Genomic DNA, 24,269 nt, shown 5'->3' on the forward strand with positions numbered 1-24,269 from the left:
AACAATAAAAAAATGAAAAATAAGAAAAAAAACCTACAAGTAAAAGATCTAAAGGAATACAGTGAAGACTATGGAGCAAAAATAAAATTTGAAAACCGATTAAAAGATGAACATAAATTAATTAAAACATTTTCACTATAATTTTTCACTATAATACTTATTATTTCATTTTTTCTTTCGGGTTACGCTCAACGATATGACGAACTTTTAATGGCCATTACCTTTGGGACTATACTTACTTTATACGGTCTTAACTGGCAATTGGAACAGAAGAAAATTAACACCCCCTATCTGCAGTAATTGCAATAAAAAGATGCGGCGCTGTGAATATACCAGCGGATGCAGGTGGCAAGATCTGAGGGGAATCGTCTATCTATGTGAAGACTGCAAGTCAAAAATAATTGATACTGAGCCATCACAATCTGGTTAACTCACAGTTTTTTAAGGCCTCTCTTTCCCCTCTCATAAGATATAGATAAAATCAACATCTAGATTTCACAAGATTAAACAAAACTGTATCAATAAGTATTATGCCAAGATTTCTCAAGGCTTCAGCCCTACTGTTTTTTCTTTTTATTCTTTGGATTATCTATCTAGCCAATACCGGATCGAGTAGTATATTTTTTGACCTTGTCCGTGCTATGCCCTATGGCGATAAACTAGGCCATATCGCCTTGTTTGGTACTTTTGGTCTTATCCTGATAACTGCCACCCGCGCCACTTATTTTAAGCTCGGCTTTATTAGAATTTACTATGGTGCTATCGCAGTGCTTGGCTTTGCCCTGATTGAAGAGATAAGCCAGGCATTTGTTCGCTCAAGGACTTTTGACTTACTTGGTCTGGCCGCCGATATCGTTGGAGTGATACTTGCGAGTTCTCTGGTTTACCTGGTTCAAAGAGCCCGCAATATTAACAATTTAAGCCAGCCTGAAAACCCCGATACCGCTAGTGAGACAACAGACGATTGATATCCCTCCAATCAACCAATTTAAAATTCTGGGCTGCGCTGGGCATTCGGTTGCGCCCATCCTGAACAACTAACAAACCTTGCGGATATTCCGCACCCAAAGCTGAACTGGTAACGGCCAAACCATCGGTTTCCGAACTGCCATCCACACCTAGCTGGGGATTCATACCAACCCGAAAATGGGTAATAAATTCATTCCCACTACGGCTGAATAGTGAATAGCTATCATTACCTTGACTGGATATCACTAGATAGCCCTTGTCGCCATCCTGATAAAGTGCCAATCCCTCTATATCTGCCACCAGCTTTTCACCATCCACTTCTGCCACCAACTCTGGAGAGGCCTCTGATAAGGACTTTAGGTCCAGCCGCCAAATCCCCAGGTCCTCCTCAGCAAAAAACAGGGTTCCGAACTGGTCATCCACAACACAGCCTTCTACCTGTCCATAGTCATCAAACTGGATACCCTGCTCAATCTCAAACTCATTGGAGGACTCAGAGACATTGATTTTGAGCTGATGCAAGCTGGCCTCCTTGTCAGAAACCCAGGCATAAAGCCCACTATCGTCCTGTTGCAGGCACAAGCCATAGGGATCATGAAGCCCTATACCCCGGTATCCAAGATACCCCACCTCGCCCGTTGTACTGATAGAAAATAGATCCAAACCGGGGTTAGTACGATTAGAGGCAACGGCAATCGCATCAATATTAGGGTGGGAAATTTTACGGATATCAACATTATTAACCCTGCCTACCGGAAAGTGCTGTTTTAAGCTGCCTGAAAGATGATAGATATTGAGCCCCTTTTTTTTATCTGTAGCAAAAATCAGGCTGTTTGCCGGCGAATGAGAGTTCACCCAAATAGCGGGATCATCAGCAGCATCCCCATAAGAGTGAACGGGGTCAGTTTGTCCCCTGGCGGCAACAGTGGGAATAATCTCAAGCGGATTATCTGTAACGCTGGTCAGCTTGGTATTTATCGGGAAATAGGTTATTTCACTCTGCTTATCATTTAACACGGCCAACCTATCACCAAAAACTGCAATAGAGGCAGGACTTTCTGCAGGCAATGTCCAAGACTGGTCGGGCCTACCACTTCCTGACAAGTCGAAAGCCTGTACTCCCTGTTCCACAGCAATCCAGATTTGGTCCTGCTGATAACCCAATCGCAAGCTGCCGAAATCATCACCGAGCTGTTTCGCCGAAATTAAAAGCTCACGCTCCTCATCACGCTCTGCATCGGCATTCAATGCCAATATCCCTACAGGCGGCTGTGATACCAGTAATCGCCCCCGACGGTTATCCACGCTACAACTATTAACCTCCTCCCCCAAATATATTGGGCGGATCTCGGTAAAATCCCAGTGCTCATCACTGGGAGAAAGCAGGTACTCAACTCCCAACCCATCCTCTCCAATGACAAACAGGTGGTCTCTTCCTGCTTGCAATGAAAAACAGAGTGCGCTCACAGGCTTGGCACTCTCAAGCTTTCCTAAAAGTTGAAGCTGCAAATCATCGTTTAGATCAGTAAATAATTGATATAGCTGTAATTGCGCTTCCAGCTCTTCGTAAGCCGCCACCAGGTAGCTACCATCTTCCCTTGGCTGAATGGCAAGTGCCTCTACTCTGCCATCCTTTTGAACTTGTATTTCTGCGGACTCATCTACAAGCACTAGTCCCTTATCTTTACTGGATAGCAACAAGTATTGCTGCTTAGGGAAACTGACCAGCTGAATCTGTTCAGCTATCAGCCCCTTTAAAGAGATGATCTTTTGTGAAGATAATCTTTGACTATCCTTTTCAAGATCACATCCGAGTAATATAAGGCAGGACAAAACACCCACTATTGAAAAACGCATAATAAAACCTGCTTAGAACTTACCGGTAACTGACAGAAAATATTATTTTTACAAAAACAAAGCCCCCACAATATTGCAGGGGCTTTATCAGGGTAAAAAATTGCACTAATCCAAAAATTCCAGTGTAAATTCTAGAAAGTGCTATAGCTCAGCCCAATCGCATAGGTCGGACCGTATTCTTCGTACTGACCATTAAACCCAGACATGTGAACATAGTAAGGTTCATCCGTGAGGTTAACCCCAGTAAAAGTAAGTTGAAGGCCATTATCAAAGCGGTAGCGGGCCGACAAATCCAATTGCAAATGGTCTTCTTCGTAGCGATCATTAGCCTCATTTTCAAGGTCTACTTCCAGCAGGCGTTCACTGCGAAAAGCTGCTGACAGGCGCATACTAAAGGCATCGCGCTCATAGCCTACAATAAAGTTGCCGACAAAATCCGCCTGGGAAGGCATAGATATTTTGTCACTGCGATCACTGCTATTGAGACCCAGATCAGCTTCTGAATCGGTAAATGTTGCATTGGCCCTGAGTAAGAACCCATTTTCAAAACCTTGAGTCCAGGCCAGTTCGGCACCGCTGATACGGGCGTTGTCTCCGTTAATCGGTTGCCATACTTCAGCATCATCAACCGCTAAATTCCCTACAAAACGGGTAAAATCGGTATTACTGGAAACCTCAGACATAACAATAAAGTTATCGATACTCTTATGGAATAGTCCCACAGAGAACATACCCAAATCGTCCGCATAGTATTCGGCAGACAGGTCGATATTGCGGGATTCATAGGGGTCTAATTCTGGATTTCCAGCTTCAACCTCCAGTTCCCCATCATCGTATTCAATTTTGGCCGGAGAGGGGTTCAAATAGCCAAATGATGGACGCGATAAGGACTCCGAATAAGCTGCACGGAGAACAACATTATCGTTGTAATCAAACTTGTAATTAATACTGGGGAAGAAATTGTCGTAGTCCCTCTCGTAGTTAACCTCAGTGGCATAAACCCCTTCTGAAATTAAATCGGCACCCGGCAGGGGCTCTTCCGACTCTGCCACATTCACTCCTTCAGCAGTAAATTCGGTGCGCTCATAGCGAACCCCAAAAACCAGCTGGGAGCGATCCAACTCAATAGAATTCATCACATACAAGGCCGTGATGTCTTCATTCATTGCGTAGTCACGGGCGGATGCCAAAGCGGTCTCCGTCTCATCTATGTCAAAATCACTGAGGTTAGCATTGATAAAACTATTCAGGCTTCCAACATTGACGCCAGGTCCAAATGCATCCAAACCATAATCGATACTATTGCGAGAAAAGTCCGCCAGAGTGTAATCCCCACCAAACCCTTTATATACAGTCGCATTTAAGTCACCAGCCTTTTCTCGCTGACGCTCATGTAATCCGAATTTAACTACTGAAGGATTGCTAGCCCAATCCATTTCTCTACTGATATCAATACGGAAGCTGATTTCTTCATCTTCAGTAAAGTTATCTTCAATGACCAATTCATCGAGTTGATAGCTGGCCGGGTCCAATACTGCTTCAACATCCTCACTTCCCACCGCCATACGGGGAGTATCACCAGCTTCAACATACCCCACACGCAGGGAGTCCAAGACAAAATCGGTATCGCGGCGATTGGGTTCAGATTCCTCTGCATGGGAATATCCCAAGGCATAGGACAATCCCCATTGCTCAAAATTATGCTCTCCGCCAAATACCGCAGAAATAATTTCCTGTTCTTCCAGGCGGTCCTTCAGGGACTTCTCCAGTGCTGCCTCTTCCCACTCTGCCGAGTTGGCCGAAATAGTCTCCGGCTCATCGCGTTCATCATCGAGCTTCCAGGAATTGCGCTGGCGGATTTCCTGATCAGAAAAATCGGAGTACAAGCTGTGGAGATAGATACTGGAGTCACTGCCCAGGTCCAGGTCGAAGTTGGCAGCAAGACCTGTGCGCTCCCGGGTAATACTGTAATCGCGATGTTCTATTTCGGTCGCGCCCTTAGCTACAGAGCCATCTTCAGCGGTCAGTTCTTCCCAGCTACCGTCAGTCTCAATATTATCTGAGCCAAACTCCCGCTCCTGGTGACTTAGCGCCAATGCCACCCCGAGACGGCGCTCTCCATCAAGTTCAAAAATGTTGGTCATGGTCGCAGCCACTTTGGGGCTGTACTCTTCCTGAAGCTCGCTGTAGCTATTCTCTACGCTGAACTTGTAGCGATTGCTGTCATAATCCAGGGCATTCAGACTTTTGATCTCAATGGCACCACCAATAGAGTCTGCGCTCATATCAGGCGTAAGAGTTTTAAATACCTCCAAACTCGCCAATAAGTCCGATGGAATAACATCCAGGGCTACCGCCCGGGTGTTTGTTTCCGGTGCGGGCAGGCTCACACCATTAATTGTCGCCGCATTCAAATTTGGGTCTATACCCCGCACACCAACGAATCGCCCCTCACCCTGATCTCTCGCAATAAACACACCGGGCATCCGCTGTAACGCTTCTGTGACATTGGCATCGGGGAGTTCACCAATCGCATCAGAAGTTTGCACCGCTACGACCTTATTGGCGTCCCGCTGTCGATCCAAGTCACTGCGCGCATTACTTGCCTGGGCGGTAACCGTCACCGTTTCCATTAGCTGCTCATTTTCTGCGACAGCATTTGCACTAATGATGGCAGTCGCCAGAGCCGCCAATGGCATTCCCAGTAACCGCAAGCCTGAAGTTCTGTATTTCATTGCGTCCCACTCCCACATTACCGGTGGTTAATTGAATTGGACGCAGACTAGAAGGCCGCTATGAACTTTACGTGACATTTTTTTTAAGCTTGTCATCACATAGTCAATTAGTACTGCGACGATAGATGTAAGCCCTGCTATTTACACAGATATCAATCGCCTTAAAAAGAACCATCAAGGCAATTAACAGTAAAAAGCGTCATATACTGAAGCCAAATATGGAGCAGTCATGAACGAAAGCCCCAAAAACCCAGCACGCCGCTCTCTATTTAAAGTCCTGGGTGGTGTAACCGCCACCGGTACTGTAAGCAGCTTACTACCCGGCTGTAGTGAAAGTGAAAATCCCACACGCAACTCCCTCACCTTTAAAGAAATCCCCCATAGACTGGATTACCAACACCATCTACCAGAGGGTTATAAATCCACGGTTCTATTGAGGTGGGGAGATCCCTTACATAGAGAGGAAACATCTTTTCAGCCTGAAGAACTTAGCGCCAGTAGCCAGGAACAGCGATTCGGTTACAACAACGATTTTATTGCTTTTATGCCCTTGGCAGCGGGGATCAGTTCAACCCATGGATACCTGCATATACAAAGTAAAAATAGTGATCGCGGGCTTTTATGTGTCAATCACGAATACACCCAGCCCCATCTAATGTTTCCCGGTTATAACGACGAATACAGTGCCACCAGAGGAGTGAGTGCCGAGCATGTGGCCATTGAACAGGCCGCCTGCGGACACTCCATCGTGGAAATTCGAAGAAGTAAACAGGGCTGGAAAGTAGTGGCTGACAGTCCCTATAACCGGCGGATAACTTCTACGACGCCAATGGAAATCACTGGCCCCGCCGCAGGCGACGAACGTTTGAAGACCCGCCAAGATCCCAGCGGAACCCAGGTCCTCGGCACCATAGGTAACTGTGCAGGAGGGAAAACCCCATGGGGAACCGTATTAATTGCCGAAGAGGGGTTTGGCGGCGCTTTTCAGGGAGCCCCAAAAAAGCTCGAAGATTCCCGGGAGATCGAAAACCATCAACTTTTTGGTATAAAACCGGAAAATCGCAACTGGGGTGACCACGACCGCCGATTTGATATTCAGGTAGAACCCCATGAGCCCAATCGCTTCGGTTGGATGGTGGAGTTTGACCCCTATAACCCCCAATCAAAACCGCGCAAGCTGACCAGTTTGGGGCGCTTTGAGCACGAAGGCTTTACCCTGGTCTGTAAACCGGGACAACCGATCGTTGCTTACGGCGGCGATGATGATGAACATCAATTTGTCTATCGCTATGTATCCCAAGATAACTATCAGCCCGAAGATCCCGATACAAACCGAAAGCTACTCGTTAATGGCACGCTCTATGCCGCGCGATTTGCCGACGATGGCAGTGGCGAATGGCTGCCGCTGATATATGGCCAGGGCCCACTGACCGCAGAGAATGGTTTTCGCAATCAAGCAGATGTAATGATTGATGCGCGCCGCGCAGCCGCGCTATTGGGAGCCACGCCAATGGATCGGCCAGAGGACGTGGAGACTAACCCCCACAATGATTGCACCTATGTAATGCTGACCAAAAACAAGAAGCGCAGTGATACCGATGCCGCCAACCCCCGCGCACGCAATACTGCCGGCCATGTATTGGAAATAGCGCCCCCCGGGAAGAAGGGAAACCGCGACCACACAAGCGCACAATTTCAGTGGCAGCAATTTCTACTTGGCGGAAATCCCAATGCTGAAAACCCGGCTGAAAGGGGCGCCTATGGACAGCAGTCCCCTTACGATATCTCTGAGCACGGCTGGTTTGCCAATCCCGATAACGTCGCTTTCGATCCCAGGGGCAATATGTGGATTGCTACCGATGGCTGTGAGCGCTTTGGGTTCCACGATGGACTTTGGGCAATGGCTACTGAGGGGCCTTTGCGAGCGGCACCCAAGCATTTTTTTGGCTGCCCGCAAGGGGCTGAAGTGTGCGGGCCGGAATTTACTCCCGACGGAAAAACCCTGTTTATTGCCGTGCAACATCCGGCCGATTCACGCAACTCCACTTATGACCAACCCCTGCACCGCTGGCCAGATAATAATCCCCTGTTACCGCCTCGGCCATCGGTACTGGCCATTTACCGTGAGGACGACCAAATAGTCGGTAGCTAGGCAATTGATATGACAAACCAGGGACCCTGCTAAAATTTTAATCTAAAGCAGTTTTCGGCCTCTCACCCCGCCTATAGGCAGGTTGTCGGAGGCCTATAAGCCGAGGTCCCTATGATATCGAGGTGTGCAACCCTTTTACGCCGCCTTACCGCTGTGCTGGCAACCGCCAGTTTTATCCTTGCCGCCACACCGGGAACTGCCCAGGTACCAGAAAATCCTGTAAATCTCCGGGGCAGTGGCGCCAGTTTCCCCTATCCAATCTATGTGGAGTGGTTTCGGCAGTTCACCCACCGGGAAAACAATATATTTATTTTCTACGAGATGAGCAGTAGCGGTGACGGCATCAGGGACTTTCTCGGTCATACAGTTGATTTTGCCGCCTCAGATGCCGCTATTGAGATCGATGAGTTACGCAAGCTGAAAGGCGGTGGCGTGGTACTACCGGTTACTGCTGGGGAAGTCGTACTGGTATTTAACCTCCCTGGAATCGACAAGCTCAAACTGTCCAGGGAAGCTTATGTGGGGATTTTCCTGGGAGAGATCACCCACTGGGATGACCCCAAGATCGCAGCTGCAAATCCCGATATCAAGTTGCCCAGAGATGAGATTACCGTTGTCACCCGCTCTGAAAGCTCGGGTACCTCATATATCTTTTCTGGACATATGAGTAGCGTGAGCCAAGATTTTCGCGAAAAAATTGGTTTGGACAGAACACCCAGTTGGCCAAAGTTGCCCAGATTTAAAAGAGCACCGGGCAATCAAGGCGTAGCCGCTAAGGTTCGCAAGAAAGTTGGGGCCATTGGCTATGTCGAGCACGGGTTTGCCCAACTGGTAAACCTGCCTGTGGCTTTACTGGAAAACCGAGCGGGCAATTATATTGCTGCCGGGCCCAAGAGCGGAGCAGAGGCACTATTAGAGGTTGAATTTCCAAAAGCATCACTGCCAATTAGTGGTGCTCCCAACCTTATCGCCTGGATCTGGGACCCCAAGGGAGAAACCGCCTATCCCATTACCAGCTTTTCCTGGCTGTTGCTCTACGCAGACCAGGATGATCAAAAAGCACAAGCATTGCGGCAAATGCTGGTCTTTATGTTGAGCAACGCATCCCAAAGCCAGGCCGGAAGCTTGGGCCTGGTGCCCCTTCCGGAGAATATACGTCAAAAAGTACTCAATGCCGTTACCTACGTACGCTAATTTACGTAGCTTCAGCGCACTCCACAATACGATTACGTCCAGCGCGTTTGGCCTGATACAACGCAGAGTCTGCCCGTCGCATTAGCTCCAGGATATCTTCTCGCCCCTGAAGACGGGCGATACCAATACTTGCGGTAAACTGGGCTTGCCCAACTGCACTTTTAATCACGATTTTAGCGATATCCCGGTGTATACGATTGGCAACCTTCATAGCTCCTTCGACATTGGAGCTGAGTACTAGCGCGAATTCCTCCCCACCAATACGCCCGAAGATATCCACATCCCGCACGTGTTGAAAAATTACTCGGGCAGTCGCACAGAGTGCCTGATCGCCGATTAAGTGGCCATGAATATCATTAACAGATTTAAAATTGTCGATATCCAGCATTAATACACACAATGGCATTTGGTTATTAATTGCCACAGCCACCAGGTTACTGGCCTCTTCGAAAAAGCAGCGGCGATTAAAAATACCTGTTAGCGGGTCTGTGCGCGCCTCCTCTTCAGCCTTGGCTTTAGCGTACTCCAATTCCTGTGTGCGAAGTTTTACCTGTTGCTCCAGCTCGGTTCTCGAGGCTTCCAGGTGTAGTAGATACCTTTTTTCTGCAGTCTCTTTTTGTTGCCTTAAACGTTTTACCAGTAATCCGATAGCTATCATTATTGCCAACATCTCAACAAAAGAGGCAACCGGGGGCCAATAGTAATTAATTGGATTGTGCACCACATAACCGAGATCCCTCATCGCCTGCACCAAAAGCCCCAACACCAAAACGCTCCAGGCTAAAGCAAAAACGGCCGCAGAAGTATCCCCCTGTCGCCAACGCACCAATGCGACAACAACAACACCAGGATAGAAAAACAGAGCGAGCATCATAGAGATGTGCCCCAGAGCCTCCCACTGCAGTACAACGCAAATAACCAGGAATAAACCGTTGAGTAAAATTAATTTTAAAAAGTAATCCAGTCTTGGCGTGTACTTTGCCGTTTCAAGAAAGTATCGGGCAAAAAGAATTCCGGTCAGGATCGCCACAGCACTACTAATCGATTGATAGCGCCAATCAAATTGCTCTTGGAGCAAATATTGATGGGTATATCCCAGTAAAGACCCCCACACCCAAATTTTCGTTACAGAATATAAAGAGTATAAATACAGGATATTCTTACGCGCAGCAATAGCACCAATCAGCGCAAGAATGGCCATCAAAAAATAACCACCAAAAAGAAATGACGTTAAAATGGCCTCAGCCTTACTCCTCTCTTCAAGTTGTTCAGGTCTCCAAATACGCATACTGGGAAAGGCAACACCCAAAACTCCAACATCAAATTTAACCATCATTTCCTTTGATGCGAAGGGGGGATTTTAAGTGGGAACGCAAAACGATGATGCTTGATTTTTCGACTGGAAAAAGGCTGGTTCGCAGACAGACTTGCCAGTTCAGTGTAAGGCTGACTGCCGCCCTGAATCCTAGAAAAGGCCGTCAGCCCATCGAGCTGGTTATCCACATATTCAATTGAGACATAAACTGTTTCACTACTGGAGTTTTTTAATATGAAGTGAGACCAGAAGGCTCCGGATTTAAGTCCGGTAGATCCGGCAGTCCCCAGGGGAAGAAAAAGTTTATTTTTGTAAGCTTTTTCAGCTTCAATAATGTTTCCAAACCCCGATGGTTCATGCCAAATTGCATTTAGGCCACTCGGTTTACTTCCTCCCTCCAACGAGGTGACATCCACGACCGTATGGGGGTAGCTGGGCATAGAAAGAAGTATGACAAACATCAGCACTGCACAACAAACCAAACGGTAGTGCCATTTAGGGCCACCCTTTTGAGTCCACAGTTCAAATTCACCAATTGTTTTTTTCATTCTTACTATGTAGATGCGCAACAATTTCCGTCTTCATAAAGACCAAATCAGTCATAATGGATACTGACTTCCAAAGTAAATTGATGATGCTTTTTGTATTTCAGAGAAATAGCTTCCATACAAGAAAGTCATCAATTCATACTTACATAAAATAGCTATGTATGAATTCTACAAGTCCGCACCTGTACAAAAAACACACTAGCAAGGACTTTAAATTATCAGGTACAACTTTTTTCTGCTCCCCCTATTTGGCAGTTTCACTTTTCATTTATCAAGCGCTTAAGTAATGTGTTTTATGCCTTTTAGCTTGAAATAAGGGTACACAGGCTGTTACGCCGTCTTACACCTTGGGGCTAAGCCTTAAAGTCAGGTATTAATTAGGATACAAAATCTTAAATACGCCAAAGAGAAAATTCCTGTTAACGATTACATTTGACTACCCACATCAAATTTAAATATTGTCTCTAGAACGCTAAATTTAGAAATTGTTGCTGATCCGGGGATCTCATCATTGTTTACCAATCAGTACATATAGAAAATATGCCACTCTTAGATATTAAGGAGCCTCTAAAGAACAGCTCAATAGAATTGGGCTTATCTCACAACCCAAGCATTGACCCCCCCTTAGACCAAACAATGAACCAATAGTCATTCCTGAAGCAGGTTTCTTATACAAGTAGCCCGGTGAGGTTCAGTGCAACTGGAGAGCTATCAAATAGCTAGCCTTACCAAACTAGACGCCACGATGTCGTCTACAATATCTAGGACCATCACTTGATCTTCTTCCTGAGTAGAGCAGTTACTCCCCCTCTGGTATTTAGCGACAGGTTGCTTATCAGTCAGCATGCTTCCAGGACAGTTGTTGCTCTACCACTTATGTCAAAGCCTCTTAAACCGTATTGGAGATACTTATGTTTAATAATGTTGGCTGGCTTGTGGAGGCGAAAATAAAGAACGGACAGGAGCAGGCCTTTAGGTCAATTGTTGATGAAATGGTAGAGGTAGTCTCGCAGAAAGAAGCGGGGACATTGAATTACCAGTACTATATTTCTGATAGTGGAGAAATTATTGTATACGAGCATTTCAAAGATGTAAGTGCCGCACATAAACATGTGGATACCTGGGAGAATTATTCAGAGCGCTGGCTCAAGACGGCAGAACCCACTCGCGTCATCTATTTAGGCGATCTTCCCAAAGATCTTCAGGCACGCCATGCAGGCCTACCCCCAGCAGTATCACACCTATGCAGGATTCGAACGCAGCCATTAATAAACTGAATATAAAAAATTATACTAATTCTTATGATGATAGTATTGTAATTAGGAGAGCGAATTTTAATTCTTTGCTTTCCAAACGGTTAGTTCTGGCAATAAATTATAAACACTATCCCTATAAATCTAAACCATGTCATAAAGCGCTTTTATCACTAATACCAAGCCACACAAAAACATTACCAATAGAGTGTATTTCCTAAATTTTTTAAAGCTGACCTGATTCAATCTCCTTTTAGCGAGGGTTACACCAATAATCCCCCCAAGCCCAGCCGCCACACCATAGAATGCCAACTCTAGGGATACCGCCGAGAATGTAATATAAGTTCCCAGCTTTACAAGCTGCATTAACAGCCCATTAAAGGCCTTAGTGGCTATCAGGGATTCTTTCTCGAGACCATAATTCAGCAAGAAAGGGTTCTTAAGTGGACCCATTGCCCCAATAAGACCGGAAGCAAAAGCAGTCACCAATCCCAGAGGTAAAAAATAGGGAAGTGACATGGGAAAAGATCTTTCCCTATGGCCAAAGCGATACTGAAGTATCGTGGACATTAAAAAAAGCCCAACCACTATTTGTATCCACTCTGGGGACATCTGTGTATAGGAATATGCACCTAGCAATGCCCCGACTAAGCTTCCTGGAGTAAGCCAGCGTACTACCCGCCAATCAATATAGGACCAGAAAACCAGTGCCCGGTAGGGCGAAGCCAGGCACTTGGCAATGGTTACCGTTGGTGCAACCAGGTGTGGGCCAACGATAAAGCTAATCACTGGAACAAGGAGCAGTGCCCCGCCCCCGGCCGCAAGCGTGCTGATATACCAAATCAAGACGCCAAAAAACAGCAGCAATAGCTCTATCATTTTACCGCTTCAGAAGTCACCAAAATCACAGTGAATAAAGTAGAAATTCAGGCTTGGACGCAATTCCAACACCTAACCGGCAATCCAATACTCTCTTCACTAGAAGAAACGCAGCCTTAGCTCAACCAGTACAAAACCAAATGCCAGGAGCTAAATTGAAAAGAACTGCTGAATCCCGACAAGTACATTGGTTGTTGCCACTGAGGCCAGGATCAGCCCCATAACTCGACTCACGATACTGGCCCCGGCATCACCAATAAATCGATATATCCAGTTGGCAGTTAGCAGCAGCAATATCACTATCGCCAACACAGCTACCATGGCAGATGCTGTACTCAGCTGATGAACCACATCAAATCGATGGTTATCTGTGAGTACCACAGCCGCGAGCATGGCTCCGGGTGAGGCAATGGAGGGCACCGCAAGAGGGAAAATCGCTGTCTCATGCCCCTCACGGATGATTTCTATCTCCTGCTCTGGCTTGCTCTCACCAAATATCATGGTTAAGGCAAACAGGAACAGGACGACGCCTCCAGCTACCTGAAATGCAGAAAGGGGCACGCCAATCGCCTCAAGGAAGAATTGCCCTGCGACCAAAAAGAACAACAAGATCCCGGTTGCGACGAGTACTGCCAGCCAGGCTATCCTGCGCTTTTGCCACTCTGCATGTCGTGAAGTGACTGCGATAAACACTGGCAGAGTACCCACCGGGTCAATCACAGCAAAGAAAAAGACAAAGCTACTGATCCAATCGTTCAATTGGGACTCCGACGTGCCGTGCTACTATCCGCTTAATTAGAGCCCCAGGCAGTATGGGCAGGACCGGAGCGAGGTGTGCTTAGGGGGTCCAACGCCGTTATCTACGGTAACTGCTGGCGCAAGCGTAACTTGTAACTTAGAAAAAAAGTCTAGTGCATGACGAATCACTCACCGACCGCCCGACGCATCGCTAAAACCATCCTCAATGGTTTTGACGCCTATTTCGCAGACTATCAGAACATCACTTTGGGCGCCAAGGCCCGTTTTGAAACCGCCTCCTGGCAAGCGGCACATGAGGCCAATAAAGCCCGGATCGATCTTTACAAAACCAAGGTCACCCAAGTGGTGGACCTGGTCCATTCGGTAACCAGCAAGGACACCAGCCAGCTGGAGCTGTGGCGTGATGCCCGCGCCACTTATGCACAGCTGATTGCCAATCACAGCAATTATGAGATCGCCGAGACCTTTTTTAACTCGGTGTTTTGCAGCCAGTTTCACCACACCAACATTCACGACAGCAATATCTTCGTCAAGCCGTCCCGAGCACCGGAAGACAAACCGCTACGGGATTACAGCATCTATATCAGTTACAGCGGCCGCCACGGCCTCGAGTGTATGGTCGAAGATATTCTCAAGGATTTCAGCTTCTCCACGCCCTGGGAGAATATGGAGCGCGACATTGCCCATATCTGCGAATCCCTGCGCAGCGCCCCCCTGGCCAATGTGGACAACGAGAAACACTTGCGGGTGGACATGCTGGAGTCGGTTTTCTACCGTAACAAAGCGGCCTATCTGGTGGGGCGCATAATCCTGAACGGCGAAGTTATCCCCATGATCCTGCCCTGCCTAAACAACGGGCGCGGCGGTATTTTTGTGGACACCCTTATCTACAATAACGACTCCGCCAGTATTATTTTCAGTTTTACCCGTTCCTACTTTATGGTGGATGCGCCAATCCCCTCCCGCTTTGTGCGCTTCCTGTCCACCATTATGCCGCTCAAGGAGAAGTCTGAGCTTTACAACTCTATCGGCTTCCACAAACACGGTAAGACCGAGTTCTACCGCCATATCCTCGCCCATATGAAGGTCAGTAACGACAAGTTTGTTATTGCACCGGGCATTAAAGGGATGGTGATGAGTGTATTCACATTGCCCTCCTACCCGGTGGTATTTAAAGTCATTAAAGATGAGTTCGACCAGCCGAAAACTGTCACCGAGAAGATCGTAAAAGAAAAGTACAAGTTCGTATCCCGCTCTGACCGGGTCGGCCGTATGGCTGACACCCAGGAGTACTCTTACTTTATTTTCTACCGCAATCGCTTCAGTGAAGAGCTGATCAAAGAACTGCAGGAAGTGGCACCATCAAAACTGATCATTGATGAGAAGCGGGTCATCATCAAACATCTATATGTAGAGCGGCGTATGGAACCGCTTAACCTCTACCTGCAACACGCCAATGAAGAGCAAACTAGAGAAGCCATGGAAGAATATGGCAATGCCATCAAACAGCTGGCAGCCGCAAATATCTTCCCAGGCGACATGTTGCTGAAAAACTTTGGGGTTACCCGTCACGGGCGGGTAGTCTTCTACGATTACGATGAACTCTGCCCATTGACGGAATGTAACTTCCGCAAGATTCCCGAAGCTCATACCTCTGAGCAGGAGCTGGCCGACAAGCCCTGGTATACCGTCGCAGAAGCCGACGTCTTCCCGGAAGAATTCCGCCTGTTCTTCTCTGGCAATCCCACCGCGCGCGCTGCATTCGAAAAGCAGCACGGCGATTTATACAACTATCGCTTCTGGAAACTCTTACAAGATCGTATTCGCGCCGGACATGTGGAGAGTGCTTTCCCCTATCGACGCAAGTGGCGTTTCCCGCGCCGTTCCCATAACCGTGCACAACAAAAGTAGACGACCAATCTATGACTATATTGGTAGGAGGACTTTTCCAAGGGAGCGGATAATCCGTGCATATTTTTCGCTGGGCTCTAGTTGCCGCAACTGTTTCCCTGCTGACGACCAGCGGTTGCGGCTATTTCCCCAGCGAGATGTCCATCCCCGGTAAGCTTCCGCCGGCAAAGCGCCCACCACCTTACGCACGAATCACAGGAAAACCCCACGTAGTTAGCTGCGCAACCCCCGCTCGGGGGTTTCCAACCCTGTCCTTTGATGAAGTGTTTACTTTTACCGAAAATCCGCGACAACCATTCGTAGAGTCATACGGCCTCCCCCAACAGTTCGACGTGATTGCCTATGTCTGGGGCGCGGAAAGGTGTACGCCAGCAGCCTTCTGTAACTACGGAGATTATTACCAGCTGCTGGGACGAGGACCCAGAGGCGACTTTGCGACCTGGATCTCAACACCACAATATCCCCGTATTACGATTCAATCCCCCTGCGGCCAGCGGCTGAAGGTGGGCCAGGGCTATCGTTTTTCATTTAGTGATGGACAACTGGTGGGATTTAGCCCCAACTAAAGAAAAGAGTTGCCTCTAGCGTGATAGACAGTATTTGAGACATGCGGTGAAGACACCCAGTTAGGTCTGTAAAGCATCTATGCCCATACACCCTTGGGCACCGTACAATTCCCTTCTGCCTTTTTTAGTACCTCTGGGAATGCTTCTTCAAGTAGCGGTAAATAGCGTCCTGGGCCCGACAACCTCTACTCCCTTCATTAGCCAATCTGGTATTGGTTTGACCGGCATCAATTAAGCGGGCCTTCTGATTATCATGCCACTGTAATTCCATGATCTTCTTAATGGTTCGGAGGTGTCGAGAATTGGTCACCCGGTAAGTGACTTCGATCCGTTGATCCAGACAGCGGTTTTTCAGGTTTGCAGAGGACATCCACATCAGTTCATCGCCACCATTATGAAACACATAAATCCTTGCATGCTCCAGAAACTTATCCACCAAACTGATCACCTTAATATTGTCGGATAATCCAGGAGTGTCGCATACCAAAGAGCACTCACCGCGAACGAGTAATCGAATCTCTACTCCCGCAGCGCTCGCCCGATAAAGGTGGGCAATCAGCTTGCTGTCTATCAGGCTGTTGCACTTAAAGAATATGCCAGCTTTACGCCCAGCAAGGGCAGCCTCTATTTCCCGGTTTATGGCCTGCTCAAACGAACTTCTCAATGAGAAAGGAGAAACGATAATATGCTTGAAAACCTGTTTTGTATTGGGGAATCGCATAAATTCAAACAAGTTATAGATGTCGCGCCCCACTCCCTGATCATTAGTCAATACACTGAAATCACAGTAGACACGAGCAGTACTCTCGTTAAAATTCCCTGTTCCCAACTGGGTATAAAAGCGATTCTTTCCCTGTTCACGGCGAACTACAGAAATTAACTTCGCATGAACCTCCATTTCTGGAACACCGTAAACAACCAACACTCCTGCTTCTATTAATTTACGGGACCAATAAATATTGGCTTTTTCATCAAAACTCGCCCGCAATTCAACAACCGCAATTACTTTTTTATTATTTCTAGCCGCATTAATTAACGCCGCGATTACCCTTGAGTTTTTCGCCATTCGATACAAAGTAATACGTATCTCTTTTACCTGCGGGTCAATAGAGGCCGAAGCAAGGAAATTTGTTATTGCCCAAAAATCATGATACGGATAACAGAACAATCCATCATCGTCTTGCAATTGGTCAAAAATATTTTCACTGGTGGATAAAGCCAAGAGCGGTGCCGGCCTTCTATACCGACAACTTTTGGAGTCCGGGGCAAAGCCCATAAGATCTTTGGAGTTGTGATAACGCCCACCAGGGGTATAACTATCCCTGGATCCCATCTTCAGCTTTTTCTTAATCAGCTCCAACAGTGTATTAGGCATTTCCATGTCGTAAGCAAGACGTACCGGCTCTGCACGCTTACGCTGTTTGAGCGACCGTTCAACACGTTCGAGAATATCCCGGTTGACATACTCCCCCAGCTCAATATCTGCATCTCGACTTATCTTGAACATATATGCCTTGGCAGAAAGAATAGGCAGGACATTGCGGAAGACTTCTTCCAAGCACACTCGAATAATATTATCCAGAACGATGTAAACTTTCTCTTTCCTGCCTTGTCGCGATGGAATTTCCAGGAACCGGGGAAGAATAGCAGTAGGAATCTCCATAACTGCATATCTGCTTGGCTCCCCTTTTAAATTCAAAGTGATAGCGAAATAGATATTGTTGTCACTCAGCAATGGCATTGCTGATCTGCCATCGATAAAAAAAGGCTCTAACTCCGGCAAAACCAGACTATGAAAATAATTTTTTACAAATCCCAACTGATGGCTATTTAAACTATCTTCTCGAACAAGATAAATACTATGCTTTTTCAATCCCGATAACACTTTGACATAAGCTTCGGCATAGCGCTTTTCAAGCGTCAAAATACGATCATTAATAGTTTTCAATAGCTGGGAAAAGTGCTCCCTCTGCCCCACACCAGAATCAATACTCGCCAACCTCCGTACACCAGCAACCTTAATGCGGAAAAACTCATCCATATTCTGGGAGAAAATTCCGAGAAAGTGTACCCGTTCGATAGCCGGGACTGTTTCATCCTCGGCTTCCTGTAGTACTCGCTCATTAAAAGATAGCCAGCTTAATTCGCTGGGAAATAGAGGAATATCATTTAGCATAGATAGAGCACTTCACCAACGCTTCTACTATTGATCACCAAAATCCAAATACCAGCCTCCCCAAATCCGCCCTACTGGTACAGAGCTTAAAATCTGGCTAACTATAAAATAATAGAACAAGGTGACAGCGTATTTTTGGATTCACTCCTTGTGATATCGGCTATAAAACCAACAGTAGAGTTTCTATCTTGGTAGCGGGGTCCATAAATAAAGGAAAGATGCACACTGTCAATAGTGAAGCCTACACTGGGTAGAATAGTGATGTTAGCTGTGCAAATGGTATTTGTGACCCCACAGACAAACTGAAGGGTCACCATTTAATCTAAGGAAGGTCTGCAGCCCATTACTGGCGATCTATACTACTCCGCCTCGCGCTGCTTTAAAAAGCGATAGATGGCATCCTGGGATCGACAACCTTTTCGTCCCTCATTAGCTAACTTGGAATTTGTTTGCTTGGCATCAATCAGCCGCGCCTTCTGATTATCACTCCACTGCAATTCCATAATTTTGCGAACTGTAGCCTGGTGCTCCGAATTCATAAGCGGGAAAGTGACTTCAACTCGCTGATCCAGGTTTCGTTTCATCAGGTCCGCCGAAGACAACCACATCATCTCATCACCACCATTGTGAAAAATATAGATCCGGGCATGCTCCAGGTACTTATCTACCAAACTGATAATACGAATGTTGTCTGATACGCCCGGAGTTTCACAAACCAATGCACACATCCCACGAACGATAATACGAATTTTTACACCTGCGGCACTGGCACGATACAGCTGCTCAATAATCTGGCTATCCACAAGGTTATTACACTTGAAAAATAGAGCCGCTTCCTTCCCTGCCTGGGCGGCATCAATTTCGCGATCTATCGCTGCAGTTATCGCATCCCGATAGAAAAATGGTGAAGTGATAATACGTTTAAAAGAAGGGCGCTTACGCGGTGCCTGCATAAACTCAAATACATTGTACACGTCCCTACCCAGCTCCTGGTTATTGGTCAATAAACTAAAATCACAATAGACCTTCGCTGTATTCTCATTAAAGTTACCGGTGCCTAGATGGCTATAGAAACGGTCTTTGCCATCCTCGCGACGAAGCACAGAAATTAACTTGCAATGTACTTTGAGATTGGGCATGCCATACACTACATTCACCCCGGCATCGCTCAACTCATGGGACCAATGGATATTGGCCTTTTCATCAAAGCGCGCCCGCAACTCCACCACCGCAGTCACTTTTTTGTTATTGCGAACCGCATTTACCAGAGCCGCAACTACACGGGAGTTCTTTGCTACCCGGTAGAGATTAATCCGAATTTCTTTTACCTGAGGGTCTAGTGCGGCAGATGCCAGGAAATTGACAATCGCATGGAAGTCATAATAGGGATAATAATAAAGCCGATCCCCTGTGCACAGCTGTGAAAATACACTTTCATTTTTCGGTAAGGCTGGCAGTGGTGTGAGGCGCTTATAGCGAAGTCGGGCGGATTCCCCCGGGAATTTCATCAGATCTTTGGAATTGTGATAACGCCCACCGGGGGTATAGGTATCATAACGCCCCATTTTCAGTTTCTTCTTCACCAGCTCCAGTAGAGCCTCAGGCATATCACCATCGTATGCCATACGCACCGGATCTGCGCGCTTTCTCTTTTTTAGTGAGCGCTCCATTCGGTCGAGAATATTCTGGGTTACCTCTTCACTTAACTCCAACTCAGCATCGCGACTGATCTTAAAGGTATAGGCGCTGGCTTTAGCGATAGGCACCACATGGCGAAATATTTCTTTAAGGCATCCCCGGATAATATTATCGAGAACGATGTAGACTTTCTCCCGCTTCCCCTCCCGTGGAGGAATCTCCACAAAGCGGGGAAGTGTATCCGTAGGAATCTCCATTGCCACATAGCGCTCGGTACCATCATCCAACTCAAGTGCTATCGCAAAATAGATACTGGTTTCATTAATCAATGGCATGGGCTTGCGCCCATCGATAAAGAATGGCTCCAGCTCCGGCAGCACTTCCCGGTGAAAGTAACTTTCTACAAACTGGCGCTGGTTATCGCTAAGCGAAGTCTCCCTAACCACATGGATATCATGCTTTGCCAGATCCTTTAAAGCTTTGTTATAGGCCTTCGCATAGCGCAACTGTAACCTCAACACCCGATTATTAATCGATTGCAATAGATTACTGTAATATTCCTTCTTTTCTCCGCCAACGGAAAAGGCTGCTAAACGACGTACCGCTGCAACATGCACACGGAAAAACTCATCCAGGTTATTAGAGAAGATTCCCAAAAAATGTACGCGCTCAATAACAGGCACACTTTCATCTTCCACCTCCTGTAAAACACGCTCGTTAAATGAAAGCCAGCTCAACTCTTTGGGAAATAGAGGCACATCGTTAGACATTGCAAAACCATAAAACGCACCCAGTATCTAACGGCAGTTTAAAAATCCAGATTATTCTGGAAGCAGCCTTAACACGGGGCTGAGGGTCAAGATTAAGTAAAGAAATATGCCACTGAAATGTGGCTGTGAGCAAGCGCCTATAGCAATATAACGATCTAGTATGGCTTCACAGTTTTCTGCCACACTGTTTCAGTCCATAAATTGGCACAAATAAATAAAAAATATCTTTTATTTATAAAAGATATTTAATAATTTTGTAACACTTTTAGAGGTGGCGCCTTTTTGGTGCGCTGTAAATTGACTGCACTCACTATTGGACTGAAAAGTGGCAAAATGAATAATAGAGTGTCCGACTCCATACATTAGCGCTTTCAACGGGATATTGATGCAAGCTCCAAACGAACGCTATGCCGCCCTAGATTTGGGCTCAAACAGTTTTCATCTGCTCCTGGCAGAATTTCGTGATCAGCGCATGGTACGCCTGCACACAGACAGAGCCATGGTGCGCCTGGCCGAGGGGCTGGATATTAACCACCACTTGGACCCGGCGGTAACCGAACGGGCCCTGACCGCTCTGCAACGCTTTCAGCCAGTGATGGATAAACTGCCCCTCGACCATGTGCGTGTTGTGGGTACAAATACACTGCGCATGGCTGCGGCCAATGCCGATGGTTTTTTGGAAGAAGTGGAATCAATACTCGGAGTGCCGGTGGAAATTATCAGCGGTATCGAGGAGGCCCGCCTGATCTTCACCGGGGTTCTCGCCGCCGCCAATGGCCCCCTCGCTTGCGCTGCATTATTGATATTGGCGGTGGCTCCACGGAGCTGGTTCGCGGTGGTGATACTCCACAGCAACTGGAAAGCCTGGATATAGGCTGTGTTTCCTACAGTAAACGTTTCTTTGCTGATGGCCTGATCAGCCGCAATACCGTAAACCACTTCCAACGCGCGCGGCGAGCGGCGCGGGCCGAATTGCAGGAGCTACAGCATATTGCCGAAGGCGCGGAAGTTACCGGTTGCTCCGGGACTATCAAAGCGGTTGCCAGGATTTGCAATGATGGCGAAGTAAAGGCGATCAAGCGCGGGGATATCGATCAGCTTGCGCACCGGGTTTCCTCCGCCAAACATATCGCGGACCTGGATTTACCCTACCTGGATGAAGAGCGTCGCCCGGTATTCGCTGCCGGCCTGGCGATACTGCATGCAATATTCTGCGAACTCGACATTATGCGTATGGAAGTCTCCCCCTATGCAATCCGCGAGGGCATAGTGCACGACTTGGCCGGGCGCTTGCACGGCGGGGATCGACGTGCAGATACGATTGCCGCCATGGTAGAGCGCTGGCAGGTAGATACCAACCAGGCTAAACGTGTCAGTTCCACCTCACTCAACCTCCTGCAGCAGTTGCGCCCCCAGTACCCACCAGAAGGCAAGGTGCGACTGCACTGGGCTATCCAGTTGCACGAAACCGGCCTGGCCCTAACTCACAGCAGCTTCCGCAAGCTGGGGGCCTATATGGTTAAACACGCCGATATGGCCGGATTTGCCAAAAGTGAACAGGAGCACCTGGCCTATCTGGTGCACAACCAAAGGGGAAGAATCAAACCGCCACGGGAGCACTATGGCTTCCACCCCAGCCCAGACCTTCTGTTATGCCTGCGCCTCGGATGTATTATTCACCGGGACCGCACCGAACGCAGCCTGGACGGCTTAAAGCTATATGACCAGGGAGACGCCTATCACCTGGAAGCCGATCAACAGTGGCTGGAGGATAGCCCGGCAATTGCAGAATTGTTGGAGCAGGAAGAGCAACACTGGCGCTCACAGAATCGGCCCCTACAGATAACGGCGGTATAAGAGCCAGGGGCCCTTGTGAGCCACTCTGAACACTGGCGTTTTACGCAAATATTCACCCTACAATCAAAAGCTATGAAACTGAGCGAAGTCACTCTCGAACACCACTATGCGGATATGGGGGAAGCCTTTGGCATCCCCATAGCACCCACTCCTTTCCGCCACCCCAAGGTAATCGATACCAACCCTTCTGTGCTGCAACTGTTGGGAATAGACCCCAACGAGAAATCTGACCCCGCCTGGGCCGAGCTGGGCTGCGGCGCCCGCCTGTTTAAGGGAAGCCGCCCATTTGCGATGAAATACACCGGTCACCAGTTCGGGGTCTACAACCCAGACCTGGGGGATGGGCGAGCACTGCTATTGGGTGAAATCGAGAGTGAAGGCCGGCGCTGGGAACTGCATTTAAAGGGTGCAGGAAAAACGCCCTACTCCCGCTTTGGTGATGGCCGCGCAGTATTGCGCTCCACCATACGGGAGTACCTCGCCAGTGAGGCACTCTACGGCCTCGGTATTCCCAGCACCCGGGCACTGTGCATTGTCGCAAGCGACGAACCTGTCACCCGTGAGAAAATCGAAACCGGGGCCATGCTGATCCGAGTAGCGGAGAGCCACGTGCGTTTCGGTCACTTTGAATACCTGTTTTACACCAAGCAACTGGAGGCCCTACAGGAGTTGATCGGGGTTATTTGCCGACGCTTTATACCGGGTACAGAGGGTATGGCAGTGGGCGACCAAGCTGAAGCACTGCTGCGCTTTACCACCCGGCGCAGTGCAGAGCTAGTTGCAGCCTGGCAGTCCGTAGGCTTTGCCCACGGCGTGCTCAACACCGATAACATGTCGATTATTGGCGACACCTTTGACTACGGGCCCTACGCCTTCCTGGACGACTACGACCCCACTTTTATCTGCAATCACTCCGACCACACCGGCCGTTACGCCTTTGAGCAACAGCCTGGAGTCGTACTGTGGAACCTGAATGCTCTCGCCCATGCACTGTCGGCCTTTGTCGGTGTAGACGCCCTACGCGAATGCCTGGAGCAATTCCAGCCGGTGGTAAGCGAGGCCTATGCGCAACGTATGCGGGCCAAACTGGGCCTGGAAAAAGAAGAGGATGGCGACCAGGCCCTCTGCTCGGAACTGCTGAAGTTGCTTCAACACGGCCAGGCCGACTACAGCCTGTTTTTCCGCGCCCTGGCCCACTACCGGGGGGAGCGTCCGGCCAGCGCTTTGCACGAGTTACTCAAACCCTCTCACCACAGCGCCCTGGATCAATGGCTGGAGCACTACGATCGCCGCCTCACCCGGGAGACAAATAACTCCCGGGAGCGCAATTTGGCCATGCTGTCAGTCAACCCGAAATACATTCTGCGCAACTATTTGGCACAGAAGGTCATCGAGGCTGCTGAAGATGGCGACTATCATCCTTTGCGGACTCTGCGCCAGTTACTGCAATCCCCTTTCGCCGAGCACCCGGAGCGAGAAGTCTGGGCCAGTGCACCGCCAGAATCCGGCAAGCGTATCCCCTTGAGCTGTTCCTCTTAAAGGTGCCTTTGGGTAACACACAAAGGTCCCGAAATTGGGACAAATAGAGAGAAAAGGCAGGGATATGTGGCCAAATGCTACTTTTTGACTGTTAGATTTTACCTGATGACGACTAGCCCACTGCCCTCGCAGGTGACTTGATGTAATATCC

At 48.0% G+C, this 24,269-nt stretch carries 18 protein-coding genes; 10 read left to right on the forward strand and 8 right to left on the reverse strand.

All coding sequences use genetic code 11. The features are described from left to right. Window positions 1-12: 12 nt before the first annotated feature. Window positions 13-141, forward strand: a complete 129-nt coding sequence (locus QT397_23770) for a hypothetical protein (GenBank protein ID WNZ55828.1) — start codon at window positions 13-15, stop codon at window positions 139-141. Window positions 142-530: 389 nt separating this feature from the next. Continuing rightward, on the forward strand, window positions 531-968 hold the full coding sequence (locus QT397_23775; GenBank protein ID WNZ55829.1) for a VanZ family protein: 438 nt from the start codon (window positions 531-533) through the stop codon (window positions 966-968). On the opposite strand, the gene QT397_23780 is transcribed toward QT397_23775, so the two are convergent. Both QT397_23780 and QT397_23785 read right to left on the reverse strand, forming a co-directional pair. Next, window positions 946-2,826: a phytase gene (locus tag QT397_23780; GenBank protein WNZ55830.1), complete on the reverse strand. Its 1,881-nt coding sequence runs from the start codon at window positions 2,824-2,826 to the stop codon at window positions 946-948. The genes QT397_23775 and QT397_23780 overlap by 23 nt on opposite strands. Window positions 2,827-2,957: 131 nt before the next feature. Beyond that, window positions 2,958-5,561: a TonB-dependent receptor gene (locus QT397_23785; protein ID WNZ55831.1), complete on the reverse strand. Its 2,604-nt coding sequence runs from the start codon at window positions 5,559-5,561 to the stop codon at window positions 2,958-2,960. A 229-nt stretch (window positions 5,562-5,790) separates the two neighbouring features. Between QT397_23785 and QT397_23790 the strand changes: the two genes are divergently transcribed. Together QT397_23790 and pstS are read left to right on the forward strand one after the other, a co-directional pair. Then, window positions 5,791-7,713 (forward strand): PhoX family phosphatase, encoded by a 1,923-nt coding sequence (locus QT397_23790; protein ID WNZ55832.1) that lies wholly within the window; start codon window positions 5,791-5,793, stop codon window positions 7,711-7,713. A 111-nt stretch (window positions 7,714-7,824) separates the two neighbouring features. Beyond that, entirely contained in the window at window positions 7,825-8,907 is a 1,083-nt protein-coding gene (pstS, locus tag QT397_23795; GenBank protein WNZ55833.1) for a phosphate ABC transporter substrate-binding protein PstS, read from the forward strand. 1 nt (window position 8,908) lies between these two features. Here the strand turns inward: pstS and QT397_23800 are convergent, their stop codons facing one another. Together QT397_23800 and QT397_23805 are read right to left on the reverse strand one after the other, a co-directional pair. After that, the gene (locus QT397_23800; GenBank protein WNZ55834.1) at window positions 8,909-10,243 is read right to left on the reverse strand and encodes a diguanylate cyclase; all 1,335 of its coding nucleotides are present in this window, start codon (window positions 10,241-10,243) and stop codon (window positions 8,909-8,911) included. Continuing rightward, a complete protein-coding gene (locus QT397_23805) occupies window positions 10,240-10,770 on the reverse strand; it encodes a 7TM-DISM domain-containing protein (GenBank protein ID WNZ55835.1) in 531 nt (176 codons plus the stop codon). The genes QT397_23800 and QT397_23805 overlap by 4 nt, the downstream gene beginning before the upstream one ends. Before the next feature lie 911 nt (window positions 10,771-11,681). Between QT397_23805 and QT397_23810 the strand changes: the two genes are divergently transcribed. Beyond that, a complete protein-coding gene (locus tag QT397_23810) occupies window positions 11,682-12,047 on the forward strand; it encodes an antibiotic biosynthesis monooxygenase (protein WNZ55836.1) in 366 nt (121 codons plus the stop codon). A 120-nt stretch (window positions 12,048-12,167) separates the two neighbouring features. Here QT397_23810 and QT397_23815 read toward each other — a convergent pair whose 3' ends face one another. Together QT397_23815 and QT397_23820 are read right to left on the reverse strand one after the other, a co-directional pair. Further along, window positions 12,168-12,902, reverse strand: coding sequence for a sulfite exporter TauE/SafE family protein (locus tag QT397_23815; protein ID WNZ55837.1), 735 nt, complete (start codon window positions 12,900-12,902; stop codon window positions 12,168-12,170). 150 nt (window positions 12,903-13,052) lie between these two features. Then, a complete protein-coding gene (locus tag QT397_23820; protein WNZ55838.1) occupies window positions 13,053-13,661 on the reverse strand; it encodes a MarC family protein in 609 nt (202 codons plus the stop codon). Window positions 13,662-13,817: 156 nt separating this feature from the next. Between QT397_23820 and aceK the strand changes: the two genes are divergently transcribed. Then, the gene (gene aceK, locus QT397_23825) at window positions 13,818-15,572 is read left to right on the forward strand and encodes a bifunctional isocitrate dehydrogenase kinase/phosphatase (GenBank protein ID WNZ55839.1); all 1,755 of its coding nucleotides are present in this window, start codon (window positions 13,818-13,820) and stop codon (window positions 15,570-15,572) included. Between the two features lie 56 nt (window positions 15,573-15,628). Continuing rightward, window positions 15,629-16,138: a hypothetical protein gene (locus QT397_23830; GenBank protein WNZ55840.1), complete on the forward strand. Its 510-nt coding sequence runs from the start codon at window positions 15,629-15,631 to the stop codon at window positions 16,136-16,138. A gap of 124 nt (window positions 16,139-16,262) precedes the next feature. Here QT397_23830 and ppk1 (QT397_23835) read toward each other — a convergent pair whose 3' ends face one another. Continuing rightward, the gene (ppk1, locus tag QT397_23835) at window positions 16,263-18,314 is read right to left on the reverse strand and encodes a polyphosphate kinase 1 (protein WNZ55841.1); all 2,052 of its coding nucleotides are present in this window, start codon (window positions 18,312-18,314) and stop codon (window positions 16,263-16,265) included. 359 nt (window positions 18,315-18,673) lie between these two features. Beyond that, on the reverse strand, window positions 18,674-20,722 hold the full coding sequence (gene ppk1 / locus QT397_23840) for a polyphosphate kinase 1 (protein ID WNZ55842.1): 2,049 nt from the start codon (window positions 20,720-20,722) through the stop codon (window positions 18,674-18,676). 385 nt (window positions 20,723-21,107) lie between these two features. Here ppk1 (QT397_23840) and QT397_23845 point away from each other — a divergent pair, with 385 nt between their 5' ends. The 3 genes from QT397_23845 to QT397_23855 are packed head-to-tail and all read left to right on the forward strand — an operon-like array spanning window position 21,108 to window position 24,118. Beyond that, entirely contained in the window at window positions 21,108-21,596 is a 489-nt protein-coding gene (locus QT397_23845) for a hypothetical protein (GenBank protein WNZ55843.1), read from the forward strand. Beyond that, window positions 21,509-22,579: a Ppx/GppA family phosphatase gene (locus QT397_23850; GenBank protein WNZ55844.1), complete on the forward strand. Its 1,071-nt coding sequence runs from the start codon at window positions 21,509-21,511 to the stop codon at window positions 22,577-22,579. Before QT397_23845 ends, QT397_23850 begins: the two co-directional genes overlap by 88 nt. A 15-nt stretch (window positions 22,580-22,594) precedes the next feature. Continuing rightward, window positions 22,595-24,118, forward strand: coding sequence for a YdiU family protein (locus QT397_23855; GenBank protein WNZ55845.1), 1,524 nt, complete (start codon window positions 22,595-22,597; stop codon window positions 24,116-24,118). Window positions 24,119-24,269: the final 151 nt, after the last annotated feature.

Source organism: Microbulbifer sp. MKSA007, from assembly GCA_032615215.1.
Lineage (GTDB): Bacteria > Pseudomonadota > Gammaproteobacteria > Pseudomonadales > Cellvibrionaceae > Microbulbifer.

Bases quoted from the DNA above. Each gene is read 5' to 3' on its own strand.
- ppk1 (WNZ55842.1), bottom strand. From the start codon at position 20,722: ATGTCTAACGATGTGCCTCTATTTCCCAAAGAGTTGAGCTGGCTTTCA.
- QT397_23785 (WNZ55831.1), bottom strand. From the start codon at position 5,561: ATGAAATACAGAACTTCAGGCTTGCGGTTACTGGGAATGCCATTGGCG.
- QT397_23780 (WNZ55830.1), bottom strand. From the start codon at position 2,826: ATGCGTTTTTCAATAGTGGGTGTTTTGTCCTGCCTTATATTACTCGGA.
- QT397_23790 (WNZ55832.1), top strand. From the start codon at position 5,791: ATGAACGAAAGCCCCAAAAACCCAGCACGCCGCTCTCTATTTAAAGTC.
- QT397_23815 (WNZ55837.1), bottom strand. From the start codon at position 12,902: ATGATAGAGCTATTGCTGCTGTTTTTTGGCGTCTTGATTTGGTATATC.
- QT397_23775 (WNZ55829.1), top strand. From the start codon at position 531: ATGCCAAGATTTCTCAAGGCTTCAGCCCTACTGTTTTTTCTTTTTATT.
- pstS (WNZ55833.1), top strand. From the start codon at position 7,825: ATGATATCGAGGTGTGCAACCCTTTTACGCCGCCTTACCGCTGTGCTG.
- QT397_23845 (WNZ55843.1), top strand. From the start codon at position 21,108: ATGCAAGCTCCAAACGAACGCTATGCCGCCCTAGATTTGGGCTCAAAC.
- QT397_23810 (WNZ55836.1), top strand. From the start codon at position 11,682: ATGTTTAATAATGTTGGCTGGCTTGTGGAGGCGAAAATAAAGAACGGA.
- ppk1 (WNZ55841.1), bottom strand. From the start codon at position 18,314: ATGCTAAATGATATTCCTCTATTTCCCAGCGAATTAAGCTGGCTATCT.
- aceK (WNZ55839.1), top strand. From the start codon at position 13,818: ATGACGAATCACTCACCGACCGCCCGACGCATCGCTAAAACCATCCTC.
- QT397_23805 (WNZ55835.1), bottom strand. From the start codon at position 10,770: ATGAAAAAAACAATTGGTGAATTTGAACTGTGGACTCAAAAGGGTGGC.
- QT397_23770 (WNZ55828.1), top strand. From the start codon at position 13: ATGAAAAATAAGAAAAAAAACCTACAAGTAAAAGATCTAAAGGAATAC.
- QT397_23800 (WNZ55834.1), bottom strand. From the start codon at position 10,243: ATGATGGTTAAATTTGATGTTGGAGTTTTGGGTGTTGCCTTTCCCAGT.